Source organism: Hyphomicrobiaceae bacterium (assembly GCA_041397645.1).
Lineage (GTDB): Bacteria > Pseudomonadota > Alphaproteobacteria > Rhizobiales > Hyphomicrobiaceae > Hyphomicrobium_B.
Genome location: JAWKWE010000005.1, coordinates 42,525 through 61,758, shown reverse-complemented (window position 1 = coordinate 61,758; position 19,234 = coordinate 42,525). Strand labels below are relative to the sequence as shown.

The 19,234-nt window shown below is 58.3% G+C and carries 20 protein-coding genes; 11 read left to right on the top strand and 9 right to left on the bottom strand.

Annotated features, from left to right (window positions below; all coding sequences use genetic code 11):
* Positions 1-197: 197 nt before the first annotated feature.
* Both R3D51_14140 and R3D51_14135 read right to left on the bottom strand, forming a co-directional pair.
* Positions 198-542: a cytochrome c gene (locus tag R3D51_14140; protein MEZ5900620.1), complete on the bottom strand. Its 345-nt coding sequence runs from the start codon at positions 540-542 to the stop codon at positions 198-200.
* Between the two features lie 83 nt (positions 543-625).
* Positions 626-1,888, bottom strand: coding sequence for a PQQ-dependent sugar dehydrogenase (locus tag R3D51_14135; protein MEZ5900619.1), 1,263 nt, complete (start codon positions 1,886-1,888; stop codon positions 626-628).
* Positions 1,889-2,273: 385 nt separating this feature from the next.
* Between R3D51_14135 and R3D51_14130 the strand changes: the two genes are divergently transcribed.
* Both R3D51_14130 and R3D51_14125 read left to right on the top strand, forming a co-directional pair.
* The gene (locus tag R3D51_14130) at positions 2,274-2,594 is read left to right on the top strand and encodes a hypothetical protein (protein ID MEZ5900618.1); all 321 of its coding nucleotides are present in this window, start codon (positions 2,274-2,276) and stop codon (positions 2,592-2,594) included.
* A 199-nt stretch (positions 2,595-2,793) separates the two neighbouring features.
* Entirely contained in the window at positions 2,794-3,315 is a 522-nt protein-coding gene (locus tag R3D51_14125; GenBank protein MEZ5900617.1) for a polymer-forming cytoskeletal protein, read from the top strand.
* Between the two features lie 67 nt (positions 3,316-3,382).
* Here R3D51_14125 and R3D51_14120 read toward each other — a convergent pair whose 3' ends face one another.
* Positions 3,383-3,700: a hypothetical protein gene (locus R3D51_14120; GenBank protein MEZ5900616.1), complete on the bottom strand. Its 318-nt coding sequence runs from the start codon at positions 3,698-3,700 to the stop codon at positions 3,383-3,385.
* A gap of 184 nt (positions 3,701-3,884) precedes the next feature.
* Between R3D51_14120 and R3D51_14115 the strand changes: the two genes are divergently transcribed.
* Complete coding sequence (locus R3D51_14115) at positions 3,885-4,856, top strand: magnesium transporter CorA family protein (protein MEZ5900615.1); 972 nt, start codon at positions 3,885-3,887, stop codon at positions 4,854-4,856.
* Positions 4,857-4,879: 23 nt separating this feature from the next.
* Here the strand turns inward: R3D51_14115 and chrA are convergent, their stop codons facing one another.
* Positions 4,880-6,217, bottom strand: a complete 1,338-nt coding sequence (gene chrA / locus R3D51_14110) for a chromate efflux transporter (GenBank protein ID MEZ5900614.1) — start codon at positions 6,215-6,217, stop codon at positions 4,880-4,882.
* 587 nt (positions 6,218-6,804) lie between these two features.
* Between chrA and R3D51_14105 the strand changes: the two genes are divergently transcribed.
* The 4 genes from R3D51_14105 to R3D51_14090 all read left to right on the top strand — a co-directional run bounded on the left by R3D51_14105 (position 6,805) and on the right by R3D51_14090 (position 9,948).
* Positions 6,805-7,116, top strand: coding sequence for a septal ring lytic transglycosylase RlpA family protein (locus R3D51_14105; protein MEZ5900613.1), 312 nt, complete (start codon positions 6,805-6,807; stop codon positions 7,114-7,116).
* A gap of 600 nt (positions 7,117-7,716) precedes the next feature.
* Positions 7,717-8,253 (top strand): septal ring lytic transglycosylase RlpA family protein, encoded by a 537-nt coding sequence (locus R3D51_14100; GenBank protein MEZ5900612.1) that lies wholly within the window; start codon positions 7,717-7,719, stop codon positions 8,251-8,253.
* 226 nt (positions 8,254-8,479) lie between these two features.
* A complete protein-coding gene (locus R3D51_14095; protein ID MEZ5900611.1) occupies positions 8,480-8,989 on the top strand; it encodes a septal ring lytic transglycosylase RlpA family protein in 510 nt (169 codons plus the stop codon).
* A gap of 83 nt (positions 8,990-9,072) precedes the next feature.
* Positions 9,073-9,948: a hypothetical protein gene (locus tag R3D51_14090; GenBank protein MEZ5900610.1), complete on the top strand. Its 876-nt coding sequence runs from the start codon at positions 9,073-9,075 to the stop codon at positions 9,946-9,948.
* Here the strand turns inward: R3D51_14090 and R3D51_14085 are convergent.
* From R3D51_14085 to dksA, 3 genes are all read right to left on the bottom strand, one after another.
* Entirely contained in the window at positions 9,927-10,595 is a 669-nt protein-coding gene (locus R3D51_14085) for a lectin (protein MEZ5900609.1), read from the bottom strand. The genes R3D51_14090 and R3D51_14085 overlap by 22 nt on opposite strands.
* A gap of 110 nt (positions 10,596-10,705) precedes the next feature.
* Positions 10,706-10,957 (bottom strand): hypothetical protein, encoded by a 252-nt coding sequence (locus R3D51_14080; GenBank protein ID MEZ5900608.1) that lies wholly within the window; start codon positions 10,955-10,957, stop codon positions 10,706-10,708.
* A 231-nt stretch (positions 10,958-11,188) separates the two neighbouring features.
* Positions 11,189-11,626 (bottom strand): RNA polymerase-binding protein DksA, encoded by a 438-nt coding sequence (dksA, locus tag R3D51_14075; GenBank protein MEZ5900607.1) that lies wholly within the window; start codon positions 11,624-11,626, stop codon positions 11,189-11,191.
* 1,017 nt (positions 11,627-12,643) lie between these two features.
* Between dksA and R3D51_14070 the strand changes: the two genes are divergently transcribed.
* The 3 genes from R3D51_14070 to R3D51_14060 all read left to right on the top strand — a co-directional run bounded on the left by R3D51_14070 (position 12,644) and on the right by R3D51_14060 (position 14,800).
* Positions 12,644-13,489 (top strand): MoxR family ATPase, encoded by an 846-nt coding sequence (locus R3D51_14070; GenBank protein MEZ5900606.1) that lies wholly within the window; start codon positions 12,644-12,646, stop codon positions 13,487-13,489.
* Positions 13,490-13,558: 69 nt separating this feature from the next.
* Positions 13,559-13,936: a cupin domain-containing protein gene (locus R3D51_14065; protein MEZ5900605.1), complete on the top strand. Its 378-nt coding sequence runs from the start codon at positions 13,559-13,561 to the stop codon at positions 13,934-13,936.
* A gap of 75 nt (positions 13,937-14,011) precedes the next feature.
* Positions 14,012-14,800 (top strand): hypothetical protein, encoded by a 789-nt coding sequence (locus tag R3D51_14060; GenBank protein ID MEZ5900604.1) that lies wholly within the window; start codon positions 14,012-14,014, stop codon positions 14,798-14,800.
* A 38-nt stretch (positions 14,801-14,838) separates the two neighbouring features.
* Here R3D51_14060 and R3D51_14055 read toward each other — a convergent pair whose 3' ends face one another.
* Together R3D51_14055 and R3D51_14050 are read right to left on the bottom strand one after the other, a co-directional pair.
* Positions 14,839-16,551: an NADPH-dependent assimilatory sulfite reductase hemoprotein subunit gene (locus tag R3D51_14055; protein ID MEZ5900603.1), complete on the bottom strand. Its 1,713-nt coding sequence runs from the start codon at positions 16,549-16,551 to the stop codon at positions 14,839-14,841.
* A gap of 119 nt (positions 16,552-16,670) precedes the next feature.
* Complete coding sequence (locus tag R3D51_14050) at positions 16,671-18,458, bottom strand: flavodoxin domain-containing protein (protein MEZ5900602.1); 1,788 nt, start codon at positions 18,456-18,458, stop codon at positions 16,671-16,673.
* Between the two features lie 674 nt (positions 18,459-19,132).
* Here R3D51_14050 and pqqA point away from each other — a divergent pair.
* A complete protein-coding gene (pqqA, locus tag R3D51_14045) occupies positions 19,133-19,222 on the top strand; it encodes a pyrroloquinoline quinone precursor peptide PqqA (protein MEZ5900601.1) in 90 nt (29 codons plus the stop codon).
* Positions 19,223-19,234: the final 12 nt, after the last annotated feature.

Sequence of the window (19,234 nt, the reverse complement as noted above, 5' to 3'; positions counted from 1 at the left end):
AATGTAGTGATTCCCCGAAATCGTAAGTCGCATGTTGTCGTGCCTGCAGACCGGAAAGGCAACCCCGTCTGCAGATCAAAACGCTGATTTATAAGAGTGCGAGCCAATCGTGCATCCGATCGTCCCGCAGGGGATTTGTAAGATTACTGTAATCTTGGAGGGTAGATCGAACGCCGTTCTTTGTGGCCGCTTCGGCTCTACTTGGGCGTTTCCACCACGATCTTGAAGGAAGCAAAATAGGCTGCGAGATCAGCGATATCCTGATCGGACAGAGTTCCTACGACTACCGACATCTGCGCGTTCTTGCGCTCGCCGGTCTTAAAATCATGAAGAGCCTTGATCATGTACGTGGCATTCTGCCCCGCGAGATTCGGCGCTTCGGGAAGCGTCGCTATGCCGTTGGCTCCGTGACATGCCGTGCACATCAACGCCTTCTTCTTGCCGGCAGCTGGATCACCCGCCGCTTGAGCGGGAGCAACAAAGGCCAGTGCAACAAAGGACGCCGCAAGAACAATCTGGTTGCGAAAGCTTCTGCGTTTCATCGATGTGTCCATAACGTTCCGGTTTCGGGGTGTTCGCCGGGCCCGCATCGCTTTGCCGAGGGGCCCGGCGAACTGATCTACGCTTAGTTGCCGTATGAAATGCGATAGATCGCACCGACGAGGTCGTCGGAAACAAGCAACGATCCATCAGCCATCTGCGTCACGCTGACAGGACGGCCGGCATACTCACCAGTGTCCAGCAGCCAGCCTTCAGCAAACACTTCGGTTTCGCCGTTGGTGCCATCCTCGTTGATCGGCGTGAACATGACGCGGGCGCCGACAGGGTTGGTACGGTTCCACGAGCCGTGCTGAGCGGAGAAGATGCCGCCGCGATACTTCTTGGGGAACATCTTACCCGTGTAGAACGTCAGGCCAAGGTCGGCAGCATGAGCGTCGTACTCGTGAGCCGGGAATACGGCATCCGCCGGCGGCTCGCTGTCTTTGTACTCGTTGGTGCGGACCTTGCCGCCGCCATACCACGGGAAGCCGAAGTTCTGACCGGCCGCGGTCGCGTGGTTCAGCTCACCTGGCGGAATTTCATCACCCATTCCGTCGACCTGATTGTCGTTGAACCAAAGCGTGCCGTCTTTCGGATTGAAGTCCATGCCTACACTGTTGCGGATTCCAGTGGCGTAGACCTCGCGGTTCTTGCCATCGCGATCCATGCGGACGATACCGCCGATGCCCCACTTATTATAAAGGTCCAGCTTTTCCTTTGCCGGAACGTTGAAGGGCTGACCGAGCGTAATGTACAGCTTGTTGTCGGGCCCAATGCGGCAGACGCGAGCGGTGTGGTTGTAGCTCTCTTCCTCCGGCGGAATGAGTTCGCCCTGCTTCACGACATTGAATGCAGCGACGTCCGGCCCCTCATAGAAGAACTCTGCTGCCGGGAACAGCAGCACGCGGTTCTGCTCGGCGATGTAGAGGAACCCATCTTTCGAGAAGCATACGCCATTGGGAATTGTGAAGTTGATTGACGGGGCAAATTCCTTGACCTCGTCCGCTACCCGGTCGCGATTGCGGTCGGTCACCGCGTAGACCTTGTTCTTGCGCGTGCCGACGAACGTCACCACGCCTTGAGGCCCTACCGCCATCTCGCGCGCATCCGGAACGATCGCGTAGAGCGAGATCTTGAAGCCCTGAGGAAGCTTGATCTTCTTCAGGATGTTGTTGATGGCTTTGGCGTTGTCGCCCTTCTGCTCAATGGTCGGAATGTCCATTGAGGTGCCGGTGCTCTTGAACTCGCCGAGCTTTTCCAGATTCCCCGGAGGGTTCGTCGATTGCGACAATGCGGGGCTCGCAAGAACTGCCGCAGCCGCAACGCTGATCATGAGGCGTTTTAGCATCTGATTTTCATCTCCCTAGAGCTCGTTGTGTTTTGTTTTGGTGTCGAGTTGATACGCGACTGCCTTGGGAGATCTCTGAGCGCCGGCAGTATCCCGGCTTTGCCCCTCGAAGGGCCTGGCGGACCTACCCAAAGGTCGTAAGACCCTCTTAGCCCCCCACCGTGCCGAACATGTATTACCCTGATACCACCAAAGTATAATTTTTGAGGTTTCGGTCAGTTTTTCTAACCACAGCTTACACCTTAGCTAATGGCCCAGAATTGCGTAAGAAACGCCAAACCCGATCCGTCAGCGATCCAGCCGGGACATCCGGGCGCTTGCATTGCACCGCACAAACATCGTAAATGGCGGTCTTCTAGTTCAATTAGGATTGGAGCTAAGTGTAATGATCTGTTTGATTTATCGAGGTTTTGCCGCAGCGGCGTTCGCGGCTGCCACCGTCGTGGCACTTCCCGCGGCCAGCAATGCGTCAACACTCTCGACCGCTGCTAAAGGGGTTTCCGCCCCGTCGGCAGTCGTCAAGGTTCATTCGCGCCGCTACAAGCATCGTCACGATCGCGACTACGAACGCCATGTCGACGCGCCCTTCACACACGTCGAAACCGGTCGCCGGGTGGTAGTCGATGCGCCGTTCGCGTTCGTTCACGTTGACCGTCATGGCCGCTATGTCCGCGCACCGTTTGTAAATCTGTGGATCCCGCGCTGACGTCTTAGCGCCAACAATACCGCACGATCACGCCGGGTTATCCCGGTCTGTTCCGGCCGCGACTGAGATCAGTCGCGGCCGATCTGCATTTTGCCGACCTAGTTGCATAAACAGGGTTCGACATTTCGACATAATGTGCTCTTACTGGTAAATCCGGATGCGGGCCACATTTTAAGTCAAGCGTTTTTGGGGGTTACACATGTTCAATCGCGTCTCGACGCCAGATCCGCGCGCTGGCGAGTTAGCTCGTTCCAACGGCACGCTCTCTTCTCAGTCTGTAAAGCCTTCGCCGCCGCCGTTCGCGCAGGGGCTGTCCCAAAGTCCTTCGCCCGTCAGCTCCATGCCCGGTCAGGTCACCATGCGGGCGCCGGATGCACCTACGTCGGTTCTGGGCCCTGACATCACCATCATCGGCCAGCAGCTCGTGCTCAAGACCAAGGGATCCTTGCTCATTGCGGGACAGATCCAGGGCGACGTACACGGTGAAAGCGTCACCGTAGGCGAAAGCGGTGCAGTGACTGGAACGATCACCGCCCGCACCATTGCCGTTCAAGGTGAGGTTCGCGGCGCACTCAAAGGCGCATCCGTCTTCCTGCACGCCACATCTCGCGTCGACGGCGACATCGTCAAACAGACGCTAGCCATTGCCGAAGGCGCGCAATTCGATGGCAGCGTTCGCCGCGCACGGGACGCGAGTGAAGTCACCCCCGACCTTTCCTAAGCGACGACCTTTCAAAATTCGGTTCGAGAATAAAATGCCGGGTCTACCCCGGCATTTTTTGCAGGACTTAGAATGCTCGGCCGCGAGAGCGCTCGCTGTCATTCATGCAGTGCTCAGACACGCGGATGTCGGCCCCAACGAGACGACACACCTCTCGCTTGTAATTGGGATTCTCCCGGATCCGCGCGGCGCTGGCCTTCATTCCGTACTCTCGAGCAACTTTGGCAAGCAGATCGTCCTGGCAATAAGGCGTTGCGATCATGCTTCCGGCCACGTTCTGGAAGCCGTCTTTGCAAACGATCCGCGCTTGCGAAGGGACCGCCGGGAGGAGAACTAGTCCTGCAAGGGTAGCCGCTCCAGCCAAATGTTTGTGCGACGATGTCATGAGCATTTCTCCTTGGCGGTTCCAGCGGCGGGCTTGCCCGACGGCACGGGCGAGGGTTGGCATCATACCGTCGTCCTACTCTACAATAGACCCATGGTCCGAGCGACCTTTTCTCAGGTCTCGCGTTGATGCGGAAGCAAGGTTATAGAACCCGGTCTTCTGACTTCGATCCGGAAGGTGGGCGATGATCACGGTCTTCAATGTTGCGGGCAAGTGCCTGGTACGAGACGACAGTCTCGGTTCGATCGGCGATAGCACCATCTGGATCGACCTGCTTAATCCCACCGTCGAGGAGGAGTTTGAGATCGAGAAGGCGTTGCTCATCGACGTTCCCACGCGCGAGGAAATGCGCGAAATCGAAGTGTCCAACCGCTTCTATACCGAGGGTAGCGCACACTTCATGACCGCGCTCTTGATGCAGGCGGTTGCACAGGACGCGCCCGTCCTGACCAACGTCACCTTCATATTGGCGGGAAAACGCCTCATCACCGTTCGCTACAGCACGCCACGTTCATTCGATATCTTCGCCGACAAGGCTTGCCGGGGAGACCCTTCGTGCCAGACAGGCGCTCAGGTCCTGATGGGATTGATCGAGCTGCTTGTCCAGCGTCAGGCCGACCATATCGAGCGCATTCAGGACGAAGTGGAGGGGTTGGCTTCCAACATCTTCCTGCAGAAGATTGATGGCAAGACGCGCGGACGGCGCCTCGACGTGATGCTGCGTACCGTCGGCAAATCGGGACACATGAGTTCACGTGCGTTAGAGTCGGCGGTCTCATTGCATCGAACGCTTCATTATTTTGCCGAAGCTGTCAAATCCGATGGTGCCGAGCCCGCCCTGCTTGGGCGCATCGAGAGCGCGGCGCGCGACATGGGATCTTTGGCGGATCATTTGAAGGCACTTTCTGGGCGGATTGCGTTCCTGCTCGATGCAACGCTCGGCATGATTTCGAACGAGCAAAACCAGATCATCAAGCTGTTCTCGGTGATGGCCGTGATGCTGATGCCGCCAACCCTGGTCGCCTCGGTTTACGGCATGAACTTCAAGCATATGCCGGAGCTTGACTGGCCCTACGGCTACCCGATTGCGCTGGCCTTGATGTTCGTCTCCGCCCTCGTGCCGTTCCTCTATTTCCGCCGCAAGGGATGGTTATAGAACCGCTGCCCGCGCGGGCGGCACTAAGACAGGCTTGCAAATTGCGAAGCTGCCAATGCAAGGCCAGCTGACAGCGCGAGTGTCGTGAGCATTCCAAATCGCAGCTTGAAAAGTGCAACGGCCGCCAGCAATGCGAGGAAGGCCGCGGTCCAGTTGATGCTCTCCAACTGCGGAGCCGCGAACCGCAACGGACCAAATGCGATCTCGGGGACCACCTGAAAAATCACGTGCAGCGCAAACCAGACCGACAAATTCAGAATGACGCCGACGACCGCTGCAGTAATGGCGGACAATGCGCCAGCCAGACGGGGCATGTTGGCGATGCGCGCGACATACGGGGCGCCGGTGAAGATCCAAAGAAAGCACGGAGCGAACGTCGCCCACAGGGTAACAAACGCCCCCAGAAACCCATAAAGCACCGGATCTCCGCCGCCATGACGGTATGAAGCGATGAACCCCACGAACTCCGTTACCAGGATCAGCGGACCGGGCGTAGTCTCGGCCAACCCCAGCCCATCCAGCATCTCCCCGGGCTGTAACCAGCCATATTGCTGGACGACGTCCTGCGCCATATAGGCGAGCACCGCATAGGCGCCGCCGAAAGTTACGACCGCAAGTTTCGAAAAGAACACCGCGATCTTGGACAGCACATGGTCGGTTCCAAACACGGTGGCGACCGCTAGCAAGGGCAGGATCCACACAGCAAGCCAAATCGTGAGCGTGCGCGCTGTCTGCTGCCACGATACCGCATCCAAGACCGGCCCAGGGGAAATCGCCTTTTCCGTGTCTTTGCCGTTGGAGCGCAAATAGCCGATCGCGCCGGCGGCCACCACGATCAACGGAAATGGCACTTTGAAGAAATAGATCGCGACGAAGGCACCGAAGGCGATGAGCCATTCGGCGTGTTCCTTCAGCGACCGCCGCGCGATCCGCAACAATGCTTCGATTACGATCGCCAGCACGGCCGCCTTGATACCGAGGAAGGCCGCCGAAACCGCCGACACCTCACCATACAATGCATAGAGCAAAGAGAGCGCCGCGATGACGATCGCGCCGGGCAACACAAAAAGCAGTCCGGCAGCCAAGCCGCCTTTCACGCCGAGGATGCGCCAACCGGAATATGTTGCGAGTTGCATCGCCTCCGGACCAGGAAGAAGCGTGCAGAAATTCAAAGCGAGCAGATAGGTCCGCTCATCCAGCCAGCGTTTCTCTTCAACCAGCATCTTGTGCATCATCGCTATCTGGCCCGCCGGACCTCCAAACGACATGCATCCAATGACGCCAAAGGTTTTCAGAGCCTCGGCGAATGTCACCGCAGGCCCGATTTCACCCTTCTCTACCCTTGTCGAATTTCCGCCCATCGGCCTTGTTTCGCCCCGTTTTGGCTTCGACCGACCTGCGTCCCGCCGTCGCGCATATGCACATGGCTCAATATTTTCCTCAACCCTGCCAATAATATGCTCACAAGAGTCATATATGCGGTGCGAATGACCGATTGACCTCCGTCAAGCCTTGGGCGTTCTCCGCCGCCAGAAACGGGCGATCGCCAGTTTCCAACCGGTGGCAATGAGGGACCGCACTTTTCGACGCTCGCACGCTGTGCCGAACACAAGCCCGGACTGGGCGCTTTGTATACGACGCACCGCGCTGGAGACTCCGTAAGTGCACAAGGGTTTGCGTTGCCATTTTAACATGAGGAGTTCAGTTCATGCGGATGTTGATGAAAGCCCTGCTCGCAATCGTAGCCGGCGCATTTGTTTCAGCCTCTGGCGCCAATGCCGCTACCAAAGCTTGGAATTGCACCGCTCCGGCGAACGTCTGCGCGAAGAAGTACAGCAAGCACGGAACGGCGAAGCACGCGACCAAGAAGAGCCACAAGAAGCACTACGCCAAGTCCTCGCATAATAAGAAGTCGCACAACGTTGCCCACAAGTCGCACAAGAAGACGATGAAGGCGGCAAGCTACGGCGGCGGACAGTCGGGCGTCGCGTCGTGGTACGGCGGCAAGTTCCATGGCCGCAAGACCGCGAACGGCGAGCGTTTCAATCAGAACGCTTTGACCGCAGCTCATCGTTCGCTTCCGTTCGGAACGCGCGTGCGCGTGACCAACACGAGCAACGGCAACACCGTTGTGGTGCGCATCAATGATCGCGGGCCCTTCGTCGGTGGCCGCATCATCGACCTGTCGCGCGCTGCTGCCAGCTCCATCGGCATCAACGGCGTCGGCCACGTGAAGCTCACGGTTCTCGGCCGCGGCTAAGTTCAGGCGGCTTTGCCCAGCCAGCCCTTTCCTAAACGACGTAGAAGCAGCGTGCGCCGCGAATGGCCGCGCTGCTTTCTATTTTAATGCAACGAAATCGATGCTGCTGTCGAATGCGAATTGATCACGCATTCAATCGTAAGCAGGCAGAACGTGCAGACGAACATCAACATAGGCCGCTAGAACTCGCAATGTGCGGCAGGCTGTCGCCCAGCTCACAGATGTGTCCGATTAAATCAAGGCAATTCAAACGAGTGCCGATTGTGTTTGAATTCCGACCTTAAGAATATCTTGACGTGTTTTAACTCCGATGCTGCTCTCCCGCGCGTCGAGGCGAACCTGAGAGGGGAACGCTCGACACAGGCAGTGAAACCGGTCGAGGCACTCGGTTTCTTTGTCACCGGCACGAGAGGAGATCGGCACCTCCGATTAGCTTTTGGCACGTTAAGCGCGCGTTTCGTGCGAAACGCCGCCCTGCAAGTTCGCGAACGATAACGCTTGAACACCAGGAACGTTTTCAAAAGCGTCGGCGGAACATTCGCCACCTCACATCGCACTGCCGACCACTGCCTGAGAAAACTTTGACCAGGAGTTCACACGATGCGTAAGACACTCGCGATGGCGGCCGTGGCGCTCGCAGCCCTCACCACCACCACGATCTCGGCCAGTGCTTGGGAATGTCAGGGCCCTGCACCTGCCTGTGCCAAAGCCGCAAACGCCACGAAGACTTCCTACAAGTCCTCGTCCAAAAAATCGGTCCACAAGACGTCCTACAAGAGCTCGAAGAAGGCGACTAAGACAGCTTACAAGAGCTCCAAGAAGAACTACGCCAGCAACAAGAGCTCTGGCGGTGGCTACTCCGGCAAGGCGTCCTACTACTGGCAGCCCCAGCGCGTTGCCTCGGGCGGCTGGTTTAACCCGAACGCCATGACGGCAGCTCATAAGACGCTGCCCTTCGGCACCAAGGTCCGCGTCACAAACCGCAACAATGGCAAGTCGGTCGTCGTCACCATCAACGATCGCGGACCTTACGTGGCCGGTCGCGTCATCGACCTTTCGCGCGCCGCCGCGCAGGCCATCTCCATGACGGGTTCGGGCGTGGTTCCTGTCAGCGTCACCGTGCTCGGCAAGGGCTGAGCCCCACTGCAGGCTTCGCGAAAGGGGTCGTTCGCCTTACCCGAAGTATAACCGCGACAATCATTCAGCAAGCGGCGGCGCCCATACCCGCCGCTTGCCTTATTTCCGGCCTCCCGAATCACCTAAACCCCTGGACTAGGTTCGCAATCCGGGGGGAAGCGCGTTGAAGACTTCGACACACCGCAGTGCCCGTGCGTCTCGCGGGATGCGTCATGCTTGGGCTCGAATGGCATCACGTGGCTTGTGCGCGCTTTGCGTTCTTGTGCTGCCTTCCGGGATGTTCCCAGCCCACGCCGAGAACCAAGCCTCAGCACCTGCTTCGACATGGGCCATCACCGTAAAGGTAGCACGCCCCGCCCCCATCCAGACCTATGTCATGAACGTTGGCCTAGCCCTGCCGGCCGACTTGGCTTCGCGATTGTCAAACGCCTCTCGCCTCACAGGCAAGGGACACGCCCTGGAAGGCATCGCATCGTATTATTGGCAAGGCCAGATGACGGCCACGGGTGAACGGTTCGATCCCACCCAACTTACCGCCGCCCACAAAACGCTCCCCTTCGGAACGCGCGTGCGCGTCACGCGAGTCGATACCGGCACCAGCGTCATCGTGCGCATCAACGACCGCGGTCCATTCAAGCCCGGCCGCGTGATTGATCTTTCCAAGCGTGCCGCCGAAGAAATCGGCATGACCGACCAGGGCCTTTCCAAGGTCAAACTCGAAGTGCTGGGCAAGTAACGGATTGCAGCCCCACCACACTTGCGGCGCGCGCGCAAATCTGCGAGGCGTTCTTCCGTGTCCGTTTTTTCTGAGCGGCGATTGTGGACCCACACATAAGCAAACTGCCCTTCTGGCAAACCGTCTGGGCCTGCTATCGGCTCACATGGCGGCATGCCGGTACGATCCTGACGTATTCCTGGCCCCTACTCATAGTTCTCGTCATCACAAGAGGTCTGATTACATGGGTGACTTTTGAAGGTCCACAGAAGACGATTTCGGCAGGTGCGAATTTCTGGACTGGCGATACGATTTTGATGTTCACGCAAACTATCGCTTTCATACTGGCGAGCGCGATGATCGCAGTGCCTTGGCACCGCTATCTGTTATTAGGCACCCCTCCGACGACCTCCGATTTGAACCCGTTTCAACTGCGCATTTGGCGCTATATGAAGTGGGAGCTTCTCGTCTTTGCGCCGCTTATACCCGCTATTTGGTTCTCATTCGGCCTAGTCGAACTTGGCCGGACAGTCATACCTCCCGTAGACGCCGAGATCATTACTCCACTTGATAAGCTGCTGATGGGATTTGGCCTCTTACCAGGTTGGCTCGTCGCCGCACGCATTAGCCCAGTCTACCCGGCCCGAGCCGTTGACGACATGTCGTCACTTTCCAGCCTATGGAACCTTACCCAAGGAAATAGCTGGCGGCTGATGGCGGGCGCAGGTCTCGCAATTGCGCCATCCTGGATTGGCTCAGAATTATGCGCCCTGCTTATCGAGCCAACTGCTAAGGTCTCACGTCTCGCCTCCGTCGCATCCGACGTCGTCACCGACCTGATCAATATGACCGCCGGGATGACAATCGTTACGTTCTTGTCGCTCGCTTTTATATTTTTTCGCCGTATGCCTGCCCCGGAGGCAGCTCTCGAAACTAGCCGCCTAAGCAGGCCACCCAATCAATCCGCCGCGAAGCAATAGAAGAGTCCATCGCCACCGGTTGAGCGCAGGTTGTCTTGCGAACACCCTTTGGAACCGTGCGAAGAATTCCACGACTTCATCGGCGCACTGTCATTGAGACCCATGCGGTCATGATGACCAACGACTGCAGAGCCTTGCGCGTTCTTGCTCCAGTTTCCGCACGTCTTGTCTTCCTCGCCTGAGAATGCGGTCCCATCCGGCTGCGAGCCCGTGAGCATGTCGTGGCGGTTGGGCTTGTCTCCCCGCCCCGCGATGACTGCACCGTTCTCGTCCACTGCCGTCTCTTTTGACAGCTTGTTGTTGGCACTATGCAAATCTTCAACGCTGGTCGCGATGACGACGCCCTTGGCATTGGTCCAAGGCCCTTTGCCGATGCGGTCACGCGCATTGACCGCGGCCGCTCCATCGGCAGCACTTGCGCTTAGGTATGCGCGCCAGGTGTGATTGCCCGCGCCCACGGCCTCCGCGAGCTTCTTGCACTGCGCGTCTGCACCCGACAGACCGCCAAGATTTGCGCCATCGCCGGGACCGCTGCTGGTGACGAAGAAGGTCATTGTCGCCTGATCGGCGTGCGCCGCTGTTGCAAGCACTCCGCAGGCGAGAGCCAAGCTCACACCGCGCGCCGTGCGCAAGAATGTGGTGGTCATTGATTTCCTCCATCGGTTCTTATCTGTGTTGGTCACAGCATAACGCCGATCGAGGCAGTTTTGTTACCCAAGGCGGCGCGCGCAGCTACGGCATGCCTATCTCTTGGGACTTAGCGCGTTTCGTCACCGAAGTCGGCGGTACCGAGCCTGCGCAAATCGAGCTCGATGGTAGCTGTCGTGACGAAGCCACTCGATTTGTGAGAGAAAAGCTTGTTGCCCGAGAGGGGCAGTGCAAAAGCTTCCGGATCGAGCTTGCCAACGGCATGAGCGACAGGACCGGTAGCCACAACGTGCGGGCTTAGCATGACGAAAGCGCCGAGAACGGCAGCCGGAATTCTCAAGCACAACTGAGAACTAGACACGGGACACATCCTTGACAGGCGCGAGACTGCGCGGTGGACGACGAAGCCCTGCATCTAGGCACACTATCCCGGCTGCAGGGTTTAGTCAGTGTGCCGCTTAAAATCTTAACACTAGATGAAGAGCTGTCACAAATTGCAACAAACTCTAAAATCGCCGAATGAGGCAGCCTCTCTCACGCCTGGACGGACAGCCAAATCCGCAGGTCAACAAAGCGGCTCTTGAAGGTCGTTCTACTCTTCGCGGTACACGCGCTCGCGGCGTTCGTGGCGCTCCTGGGCTTCCACCGATAGCGTCGCGATGGGACGAGCATCAAGCCGCTTCAAGCCGATCGGCTCGCCTGTCTCTTCACAATAGCCGTATGATCCGTCTTCGATGCGCGCCAAGGCAGCGTCGATCTTCGCGATCAGCTTGCGCTGGCGATCACGTGTGCGCAGCTCGGTGGCTCGATCGGTTTCAGACGTAGCCCTGTCGGCGAGATCGGCGTGCTGGGTGGAATCCTCGTGCAGGATCGCCAACGTCTCCCGAGTCTGGCGCAGGATTTCGTCCTTCCATTCGAGAAGCCGTTTGCGGAAGTACGCACGGTGCATCTCGTTCATGAATGGCTCGTCCTCGGAGGGGCGGTAGTCCGCAGGGAGCACAATTTCCGATATCTTGGCGCGAGCGGCCATCTTCTTGTGTCCCCCTTCGGTCTTCTTCGATTGCTCGGACTTGGAAACTGCAATGGTTCGCGCGGGCGTCTTGCGGACCTCGACGTTCTTCGTCACAGCCGACTTGGCGACCACGGCCTGCTTCACCGCGGCCGCGGTCTTCGTGAGCGCTCTGTCCTTAGAGACCTTCTGCGTCTTTAGGGAGGCAGCTTTGCCCTTCGCTGCAACTTTGGCGGCAGGTTTTGCCACCTTTGCGGCGGACCCAGCGGCCTTTGACTCCTGCTTGGCTCCGGCCGAAGCTTTCACACGAGCAGCCGCACCGCTTCCGGACTTAGCGCCAGATTTCGCGTTCTGTTTCTTGCTCATCGTCCGCCTCCTGTGAGGCCGCGTACGCCATTTCTTCAGCCAGGGCGCCGGGCAAATGAATCCCGTGTGTTCGACTCATGTCCCCGCCAACAAGGCCGCACCGTATGTAGGCGGGGCGTACGGCCTGTCAAGCTCGTGCGCGCGCCGAAATGCGGTATTGGCTCTGGATAACGTAGGTGTGACAGTATCTTAACCTGAAACACTGAGCGCCGGAGGACTTGCACCTGTGCCGAAATGCTAAATCTCTTCCTAGTGTTAACGTGGTGTTTACTCGCATCGACTACCTTAGATTGTATTAGAAAGTTCTTGCCCCTCTCGGTTGCCCTAGACTTATCTCTCCCGCGAGACCGTCCGTCTCGGGCACGCCAGGTGAAGTGCGAGCACAAAAGTTGGCGCTTTTAGCCAAGCCCCCCCGGCTAACTTGGCCTGGACAGCCAGGATGCGCCTGTGGTGCCTCGCAAGGCCCACCAGCGCCGCTCCTTCCCCACAAAGGAGCGGCGCAACTTTCTTTCCAACCCACTGCCATCGTGCCCACGCATACCTCCCTCCTGGCTGGCGCGTCGCGATGCGCTGTTTGCTTACCTCAGTAAGGTCTTTAGGCTTCGCACGCAGTCCATCCCACCACGTGCGAGGGGCGCATATTTTTTAGCGAAGAACGCGAGGCCGGTTTCAATGCAGTTCGAAGGCACCAAAAGCTACGTCGCAACGGATGATTTGAAAGTCGCCGTCAACGCAGCGATCACTCTGCAAAGGCCGCTTCTCATCAAGGGCGAACCCGGGACCGGTAAATCTGTCCTTGCAACCGAGGTCGCCGGGGCACTCGGCGTCCCACTGATTGAATGGCACATCAAATCGACGACCAAGGCGCAACAGGGCCTTTACGAATACGACGCCGTTTCGCGTTTGCGCGACGGGCAGCTTGGAGACGAGCGCGTCAAGGACATCGCCAACTACATCAAGCGTGGAAAGTTGTGGGATGCTTTTGCTCATGAATCGCGCCCGGTACTCCTGATTGACGAGATTGACAAGGCCGATATCGAGTTCCCAAACGACTTGCTTCTGGAACTCGATCGCATGGAATTCTTCGTTTACGAGACGGGGGAAACGGTCAAAGCGAAGAACCGCCCGATCGTAATGATCACCTCCAACAACGAGAAAGAACTGCCGGATGCCTTTCTGCGCCGTTGCTTCTTCCACTTCATAAAATTCCCCGACGCGGACACGATGGCGCGCATTGTAGATGTCCACTTCCCCGGGCTGAAAGGTCGACTTGTTCAAGAGGCATTGCGGGTCTTTTACGAATTGCGAGATGTGCCGGGCCTGAAGAAGAAGCCATCGACCTCCGAGCTTCTCGATTGGCTCAAGCTGCTGCTGAATGAGGACATCGATCCCGCGCTCTTGCGTGAGAACGATCCCAGGCGCCTCATCCCGCCGCTTGCGGGCGCGCTCATCAAGAATGAGCAGGATGCTCACCTTCTGGAACGTCTGGCATTCATGAACCGCAGACGCAACGAGTAGCGCAAAGGCCAAAACGTCTTCTCGTTCCAACGACCAAGCGAAACCCTCGCAGCCAAGAGAGAGACTTCCATGCCTGAGCATACCCCTGCGCTGCGCTTTGCCCCGCTGATCGACTTTGCCGGAAGCCTGCCCCCCAGCCAACCTTACCGTCCGCTTGCCGAGAGGATTCTGTCCGGCGATCCTGTGCAAACGGCCCACAACTTCTATTCAAGCGCGGATGGGCATTTCCATTGCGGCGTGTGGACTTGCCAGCCGGGCAAGTGGCGCGTGGTCTTTACCGAACACGAGTTCTGCCAAATTCTCGAAGGCGTCCTGGTCGTAACGGGAGACGACGGAGCATCGGAGCGAACGTTCCGCGCTGGCGACGCATTTGTTTCACCGGCGGGCTTTACCGGCATTTGGGAAGTCATCGAGCCCGCCAAGAAAGTCTACGCGATCTACGAATAGCCTCGCGGCCCTACGTTCGCCGCAATGGCGCGCGCTCCATGCGTGTACGCCACACGGCTGTTCAGGGGAATTTTCATGTCGTTCAAAATTGGCGCGCGCCGCAGCGAGCCTGACGCAAGCAGGATTCTCGAGCATGGCAGCCATGGCGGGCTTTTCGCTACCATCCTCTCCGCGCTCGCTTTGGCAATTTCGGGCATGTCCTACTACGAGAGCACTCTGCGCACCGCAGAGCTCTCCGTTTATGTGCCGCCCATGATTCATTATGCGCGCGACGGTGAAGGCGACGTCTTCAACGTTCCCATCACGATCGCGAACGATGGCGCCCGCACCGGAACAGTTCTCGCGATGGAACTCGACGCCGAAAACCTCCGTGCCGACGCTCCAAGAAAATCTGCGAGGTTCTACAGCGCATTTCTTGGCGACTACCCGAAGGACGATACCGCGCCGAACCGTTCTTTCGCCCCACTATCGATCCCTGGTCACGGCACATTCACCGAGACCGTGCGTTTTTATCCAATGTCTGAGAAGACGAAGCCCTACGTGGTCGACGAAAAGGGCGATTATCGCTTCACTCTGAAGCTCATCACGGTCAAGCCAGATCGACCAGATCTGGTAGAGCAGGCCATGCGCACCGATCCGCAGCCGCTCACGTTCCATATGAGAATGCCCTTCATCTCAGATCAGCATCTGGAATTTCGTCGTGGAACCATCGCAATGACCAACACAAACTGGCAACCGGCAGTTTCCAAGAACTCTGAACCGGCGTTGTCGAGTTCCACCACGCGCGAGGCGGCACCGACTGATCAAGGCAGCGAAACTACGCCCGGCGCCGCCGAACCCTCCCCGGGCGAGGACGCGAAATAGGCCGCCGCGAGTTCATATAGAGATCTAGCGGGCGGTACTCATACGAGCTTGATGTCGGCGTGGAACTGATTGCCCGTTGTCGTCGCCTTCACATAGGCGGCGCGGATACAGAAGTCGCCGAACCGCTCGCCCTTCTCTCGCCCCTTCGCATAGGCTTTGAAAATCGGCTCAAGCAGTTCGAGGATGCGCGCTTCATCGACGTCTTGCGCATAAAGCTTCGACAGCCGCGAACCATCGAACGCTGCGCCGAGGTATAAGTTGTAAAGCCCCGGGTTGCGTCCAACCAGACCTATCTCGGCAAGATAAGGCCGCGCGCAGCCGTTCGGGCATCCCGTCATGCGGATGACAATGTCGTCCGCGCGCAGACCAGCCTTATCCAAACTGACCTCCAGCTTGGAAATAAGGCTCGGCAGATAGCGTTCGCTTTCGGCCAGCGCCAAGCCGCACGTCGGCAGCGCCACACACGCCATCGCGTTCGCACGCAGACGCGAGGAAACGTCGAACGAGATACCGTGTCCCTTGAGAATGGACTCGATCTTCGACTTCGCCTTGGCGGAAACCTTCGCCATGGTCACGTTCTGATTGGCCGTGCAAACGAATTCGCAAATGCCAGCCTCTGCAATTTCGCGCATGGCGGTCTTGAGCCGACGTCCCTCGACATCCTTGATGCGTCCGTTCTCCACGAACAGCGTGAAGTTCCAGTTTTTGTCCTCGCCCTGGCGCCACCCAAGCACGTCGGAGGTGCTTTCGAATTTGTAGGCGCGCGGCTTGCCCAGTTTGAAGCCACAACGCTTCTCAACCTCAGCGCGGAAGTTCTCCAGCCCCTTGTCCTCGATCGTGTACTTGAGACGGGCACGAGCCCGGTTCTCGCGATTGCCCCAGTCGCGCTGCGTAGTGAGTACGCACTCGGCAAGCTTGATCGCTTGCTCTGGCGTGCAGAAGCACATCAAATCGGCCGTTCGCGGGAACGTGTTGGTGTCGCCATGGGTCATGCCCATTCCACCGCCCACAGTCACGTTCCAGCCGATGACCTCACCCTTTTCCACGATGGCAATGTAGCCGAGGTCATGGGCGAAGATATCGACGTCGTTATCGGGCGGCACCGCAATCACGGTCTTGAACTTGCGAGGCAGGTAGTGGACCCCGTAAAGCGGCTCTTCGTCCTTCTTGGACGGACGTGAAACATCTTCGACCTTTTCGCCGTCGAGCCAGATCTCGTGATAGGCGCCGGTCTTGGGGAGCAGATGCTCGCTGATCGCCACACCCAGGTCGTAGGCAGATTTATGGGCCTTCGACAGATACGGGTTAGACGCCGTCATGACGTTGCGGTTGACGTCGCCACAAGCCGCGAGCGTATCGAGCGCAGCTTTGTTTATCGCCTGCATCGTGCGCTTGAGGTTCGACTTGATGACGCCGTGGTACTGGAAGGTCTCGCGCGTGGTGAGCCGCAATGTGTGATTGGCGTAGTTATTCGCGATGTCGTCGAGCGCGATCCACTGCTTGGCGGATAAGACGCCTCCGGGGATGCGCAAGCGCAGCATGAAGGAGAAGGCCTTTTCCAGCTTCTTCTTCGCGCGCTCTCCACGCACGTCGCGATCGTCCTGGATGTAGGAGCCGTGAAACTTGATGAGCTGATGATCGTCCTCGGCAATGTTGCCGGTAACCTGATCCTGCAGCCCTTCAGCCAGCGTGCCGCGAAGCTGGCGGCTGTTTTCCTTGATGATCTCGTTCTTGGCGCGCTTGTCGGTCATGTCTGGACTTGTCCTGAGGTCGTTGCCCTTCGCCTTGTGGGAAGAGCCGTGAGGCCGGGCACCACAAACCGCATTGCGCCCAACCCGTGCCTGCCCGTTCTTGGGTCAGCTCAAAATTCTCAATATACGTCGCGCTGGTAGCGGCCAGCCTTGGTGAATTCCTTCAGCTTTGCCTTACCCGCTTCCTCGTCGCCCTTGGCATTTTCCGCGAGGATCTTGACGAGTGTCGCATCGACGTCCTTTGCCATGCCCTTCTCATCGCCGCACACGTAGATGTGCGCCCCCTCGTCAATCCAGCGCAACAACTCCGCGCGTCGTTCCCAAAGCCGGTGCTGCACGTAGATCTTCTCGGGCTGGTCACGCGAAAAGGCGACATCGATATTGGTCAGCGCGCCCGACGCCAGATGATCCTGCCAATCGAGCTGGTAAAGGAAATCGTTGGTGAAGTTGCGCTCGCCGAAGAACAGCCAGCTCTTGCCGGTCGCACCCGTCTCTGCGCGCTCTTCCACGAAGCCGCGATAGGGCGCAACACCTGTGCCCGCGCCGATCATGATGATCGGTGTGTTGCCATCGGTGGGAAGACGGAAGTGACGGTTGGGCTTGACGTAGATGCGCGCCGTCGTTCCCGCCTTGCGGCGATCGGCGAGATAAGTCGAGGCAACGCCCTTGCGCATCTTTCCATGGCTTTCCCAGCGCACAGCGCCAACGGTGAGATGCGCTTCGCCTTGATGCGCCTTCAGACTGGAGGCAACCGAATAGAGCCGGCCAGGAAGCGGTCTCAACACCGAAACGAGCTGCTCCGCATTGAGCACTTCAGGGTAAGTCTCGAACAGATCGACGAGTTGGCGGTCGGCTCCAAAGCGCGCCAGCGCATCGCCTTCAAGCAACGCCTTGACGTCGGCACGTCCCGTCAATTTCGCGTAGTTCTCAACCAGCGGCTTTGACAGCGTCGTGACGTCGTAGGACTTCTGAAGCTTAAGCAACAGCGCTGCGTCCGACGACAGCCCCGTCGCTTTCAAAAGCTGATCGACAAGCTCGGGATCGTTTTCGGGCAGCACACCGATGGCATCACCAGGCGTATACACAAACGCCGGATCATCCGTGGCAAACTCGACGTGCCACGTCTCGCGAGTCGAACCGGTGCCATTGAGGTCGATGAGGGCGGCGATTTCAGCTTCCAGCGGATTTTCAGCAGTGAACGCTGGCTCGGCATCTTCATCGTCGGCAAGAGGTGCAGCACCCTTGAAATCGACATGCACGACGGTGGCCCCACCGCCGGTATCGGCTGGCGCAAGCTTGGCGAATGTCTTTTCCGTCCAGTCCGAAGCGTGCTTGGCGAAGTCGAGGTCGCAATCGACGCGATCGGCGGCCCGCACGCCACCCAGCGCTTCAAGACGCGCATCGATGCGCTTTCCGACCTCGCAGAACTGCGCGTAGGCGGTGTCACCTAGCGCCAGGACGGCGAAACGCACGCCATCGAGGCGCGGGGCGCCATCGCCCATCAGCTCCTGATAGAAATCAACTGCGCGGCTGGGCGGATCGCCCTCGCCCCAAGTAGCAGCATAGACGATGATATTCTTAGCCTTGCCGAGCAATGCCATGTCTGCATCGGCCATGTCGAAGACCTTGGCATCGAAGCCCTGCTTGGCGGCAACCTTCTTGGCCTTCAGCGCGAGTCCTTCTGCGTTGCCGCTTTCGCTCGCATATAGGATCGTGAGGGGAACACGCGGCCTAGGCGGAGCCGCTGGCGTCGCCGATGCACCGCCCTGCGCGGCTTCAAAGCCCGCAAAGAATCCTGCCAACCAGCTGCGCTGGAGGGGAGTCGATTTTGCGACCACCTTGTTCAAGGCGTCGATGTCTTCAGCCGGGAACGGAGCGTTCTTCGGCAGCAAAGGAATAGACGTCACAGATCTCTCCAGTGGGCGGCGCGGCGAAATTCTACACCGACACTAACGGGCCTTTCGTTTGCGCTCCTTAAAGCACAGCACAAGCCTTGCGGGCAGCAGGGACTTTGCAGCCCCGTCATAAGGCTTAACGAACACACCGTCGTCAGCCATGGGCGGGGAATTATTTTTCGATTATCACGAAGCTATACGAGACTCAATAGAACAAAAATCCAAATATCCGATGAAACCGGTCTATCATTCCATTTCGACGTCTATTTGCAGCGCACCATGTTCTCCGCGCACTTTGTGGTCCCGTGCCGCCTTCGGGGATGGGCTCGCGACGGCCTATCCAAACCGCCACCTGGAGTGGATCGCTGAGCCGAACGAAGCGTTCCAACAGTCCGGCATCTGACGGCTCGCATCCGAGCGCATCCTCATCTTCTCCGAGACCCAGCGCAAAGTGTAATGATACAAAATTACATAGAGATCACACGCACTTAACACGCAGACGTGAAATGCGTTGAATTGGCTTGCGCTGGTTTCCGTGTTCTAAAGAATTCGACGCGGAGCGGTCTTGACTTCTCAATTTCGATCCGCAGAGTGGGCCGGCACAAAAAGAAATGTGTCTGCCCCAGAAATGGGCCCAGCCGGGCATCACTTCTGAGAAGGCAGCTTTGAAAACTGGAGGAAATCCTATGAAGATCTGGTCGAAGCCCGAAGTTCGTGAGCAGGAAGTTGGTCTCGAAGTAACGAGCTACCTCCCCGCCGAGATCGACGTCATCTAAGTGTGACGCACT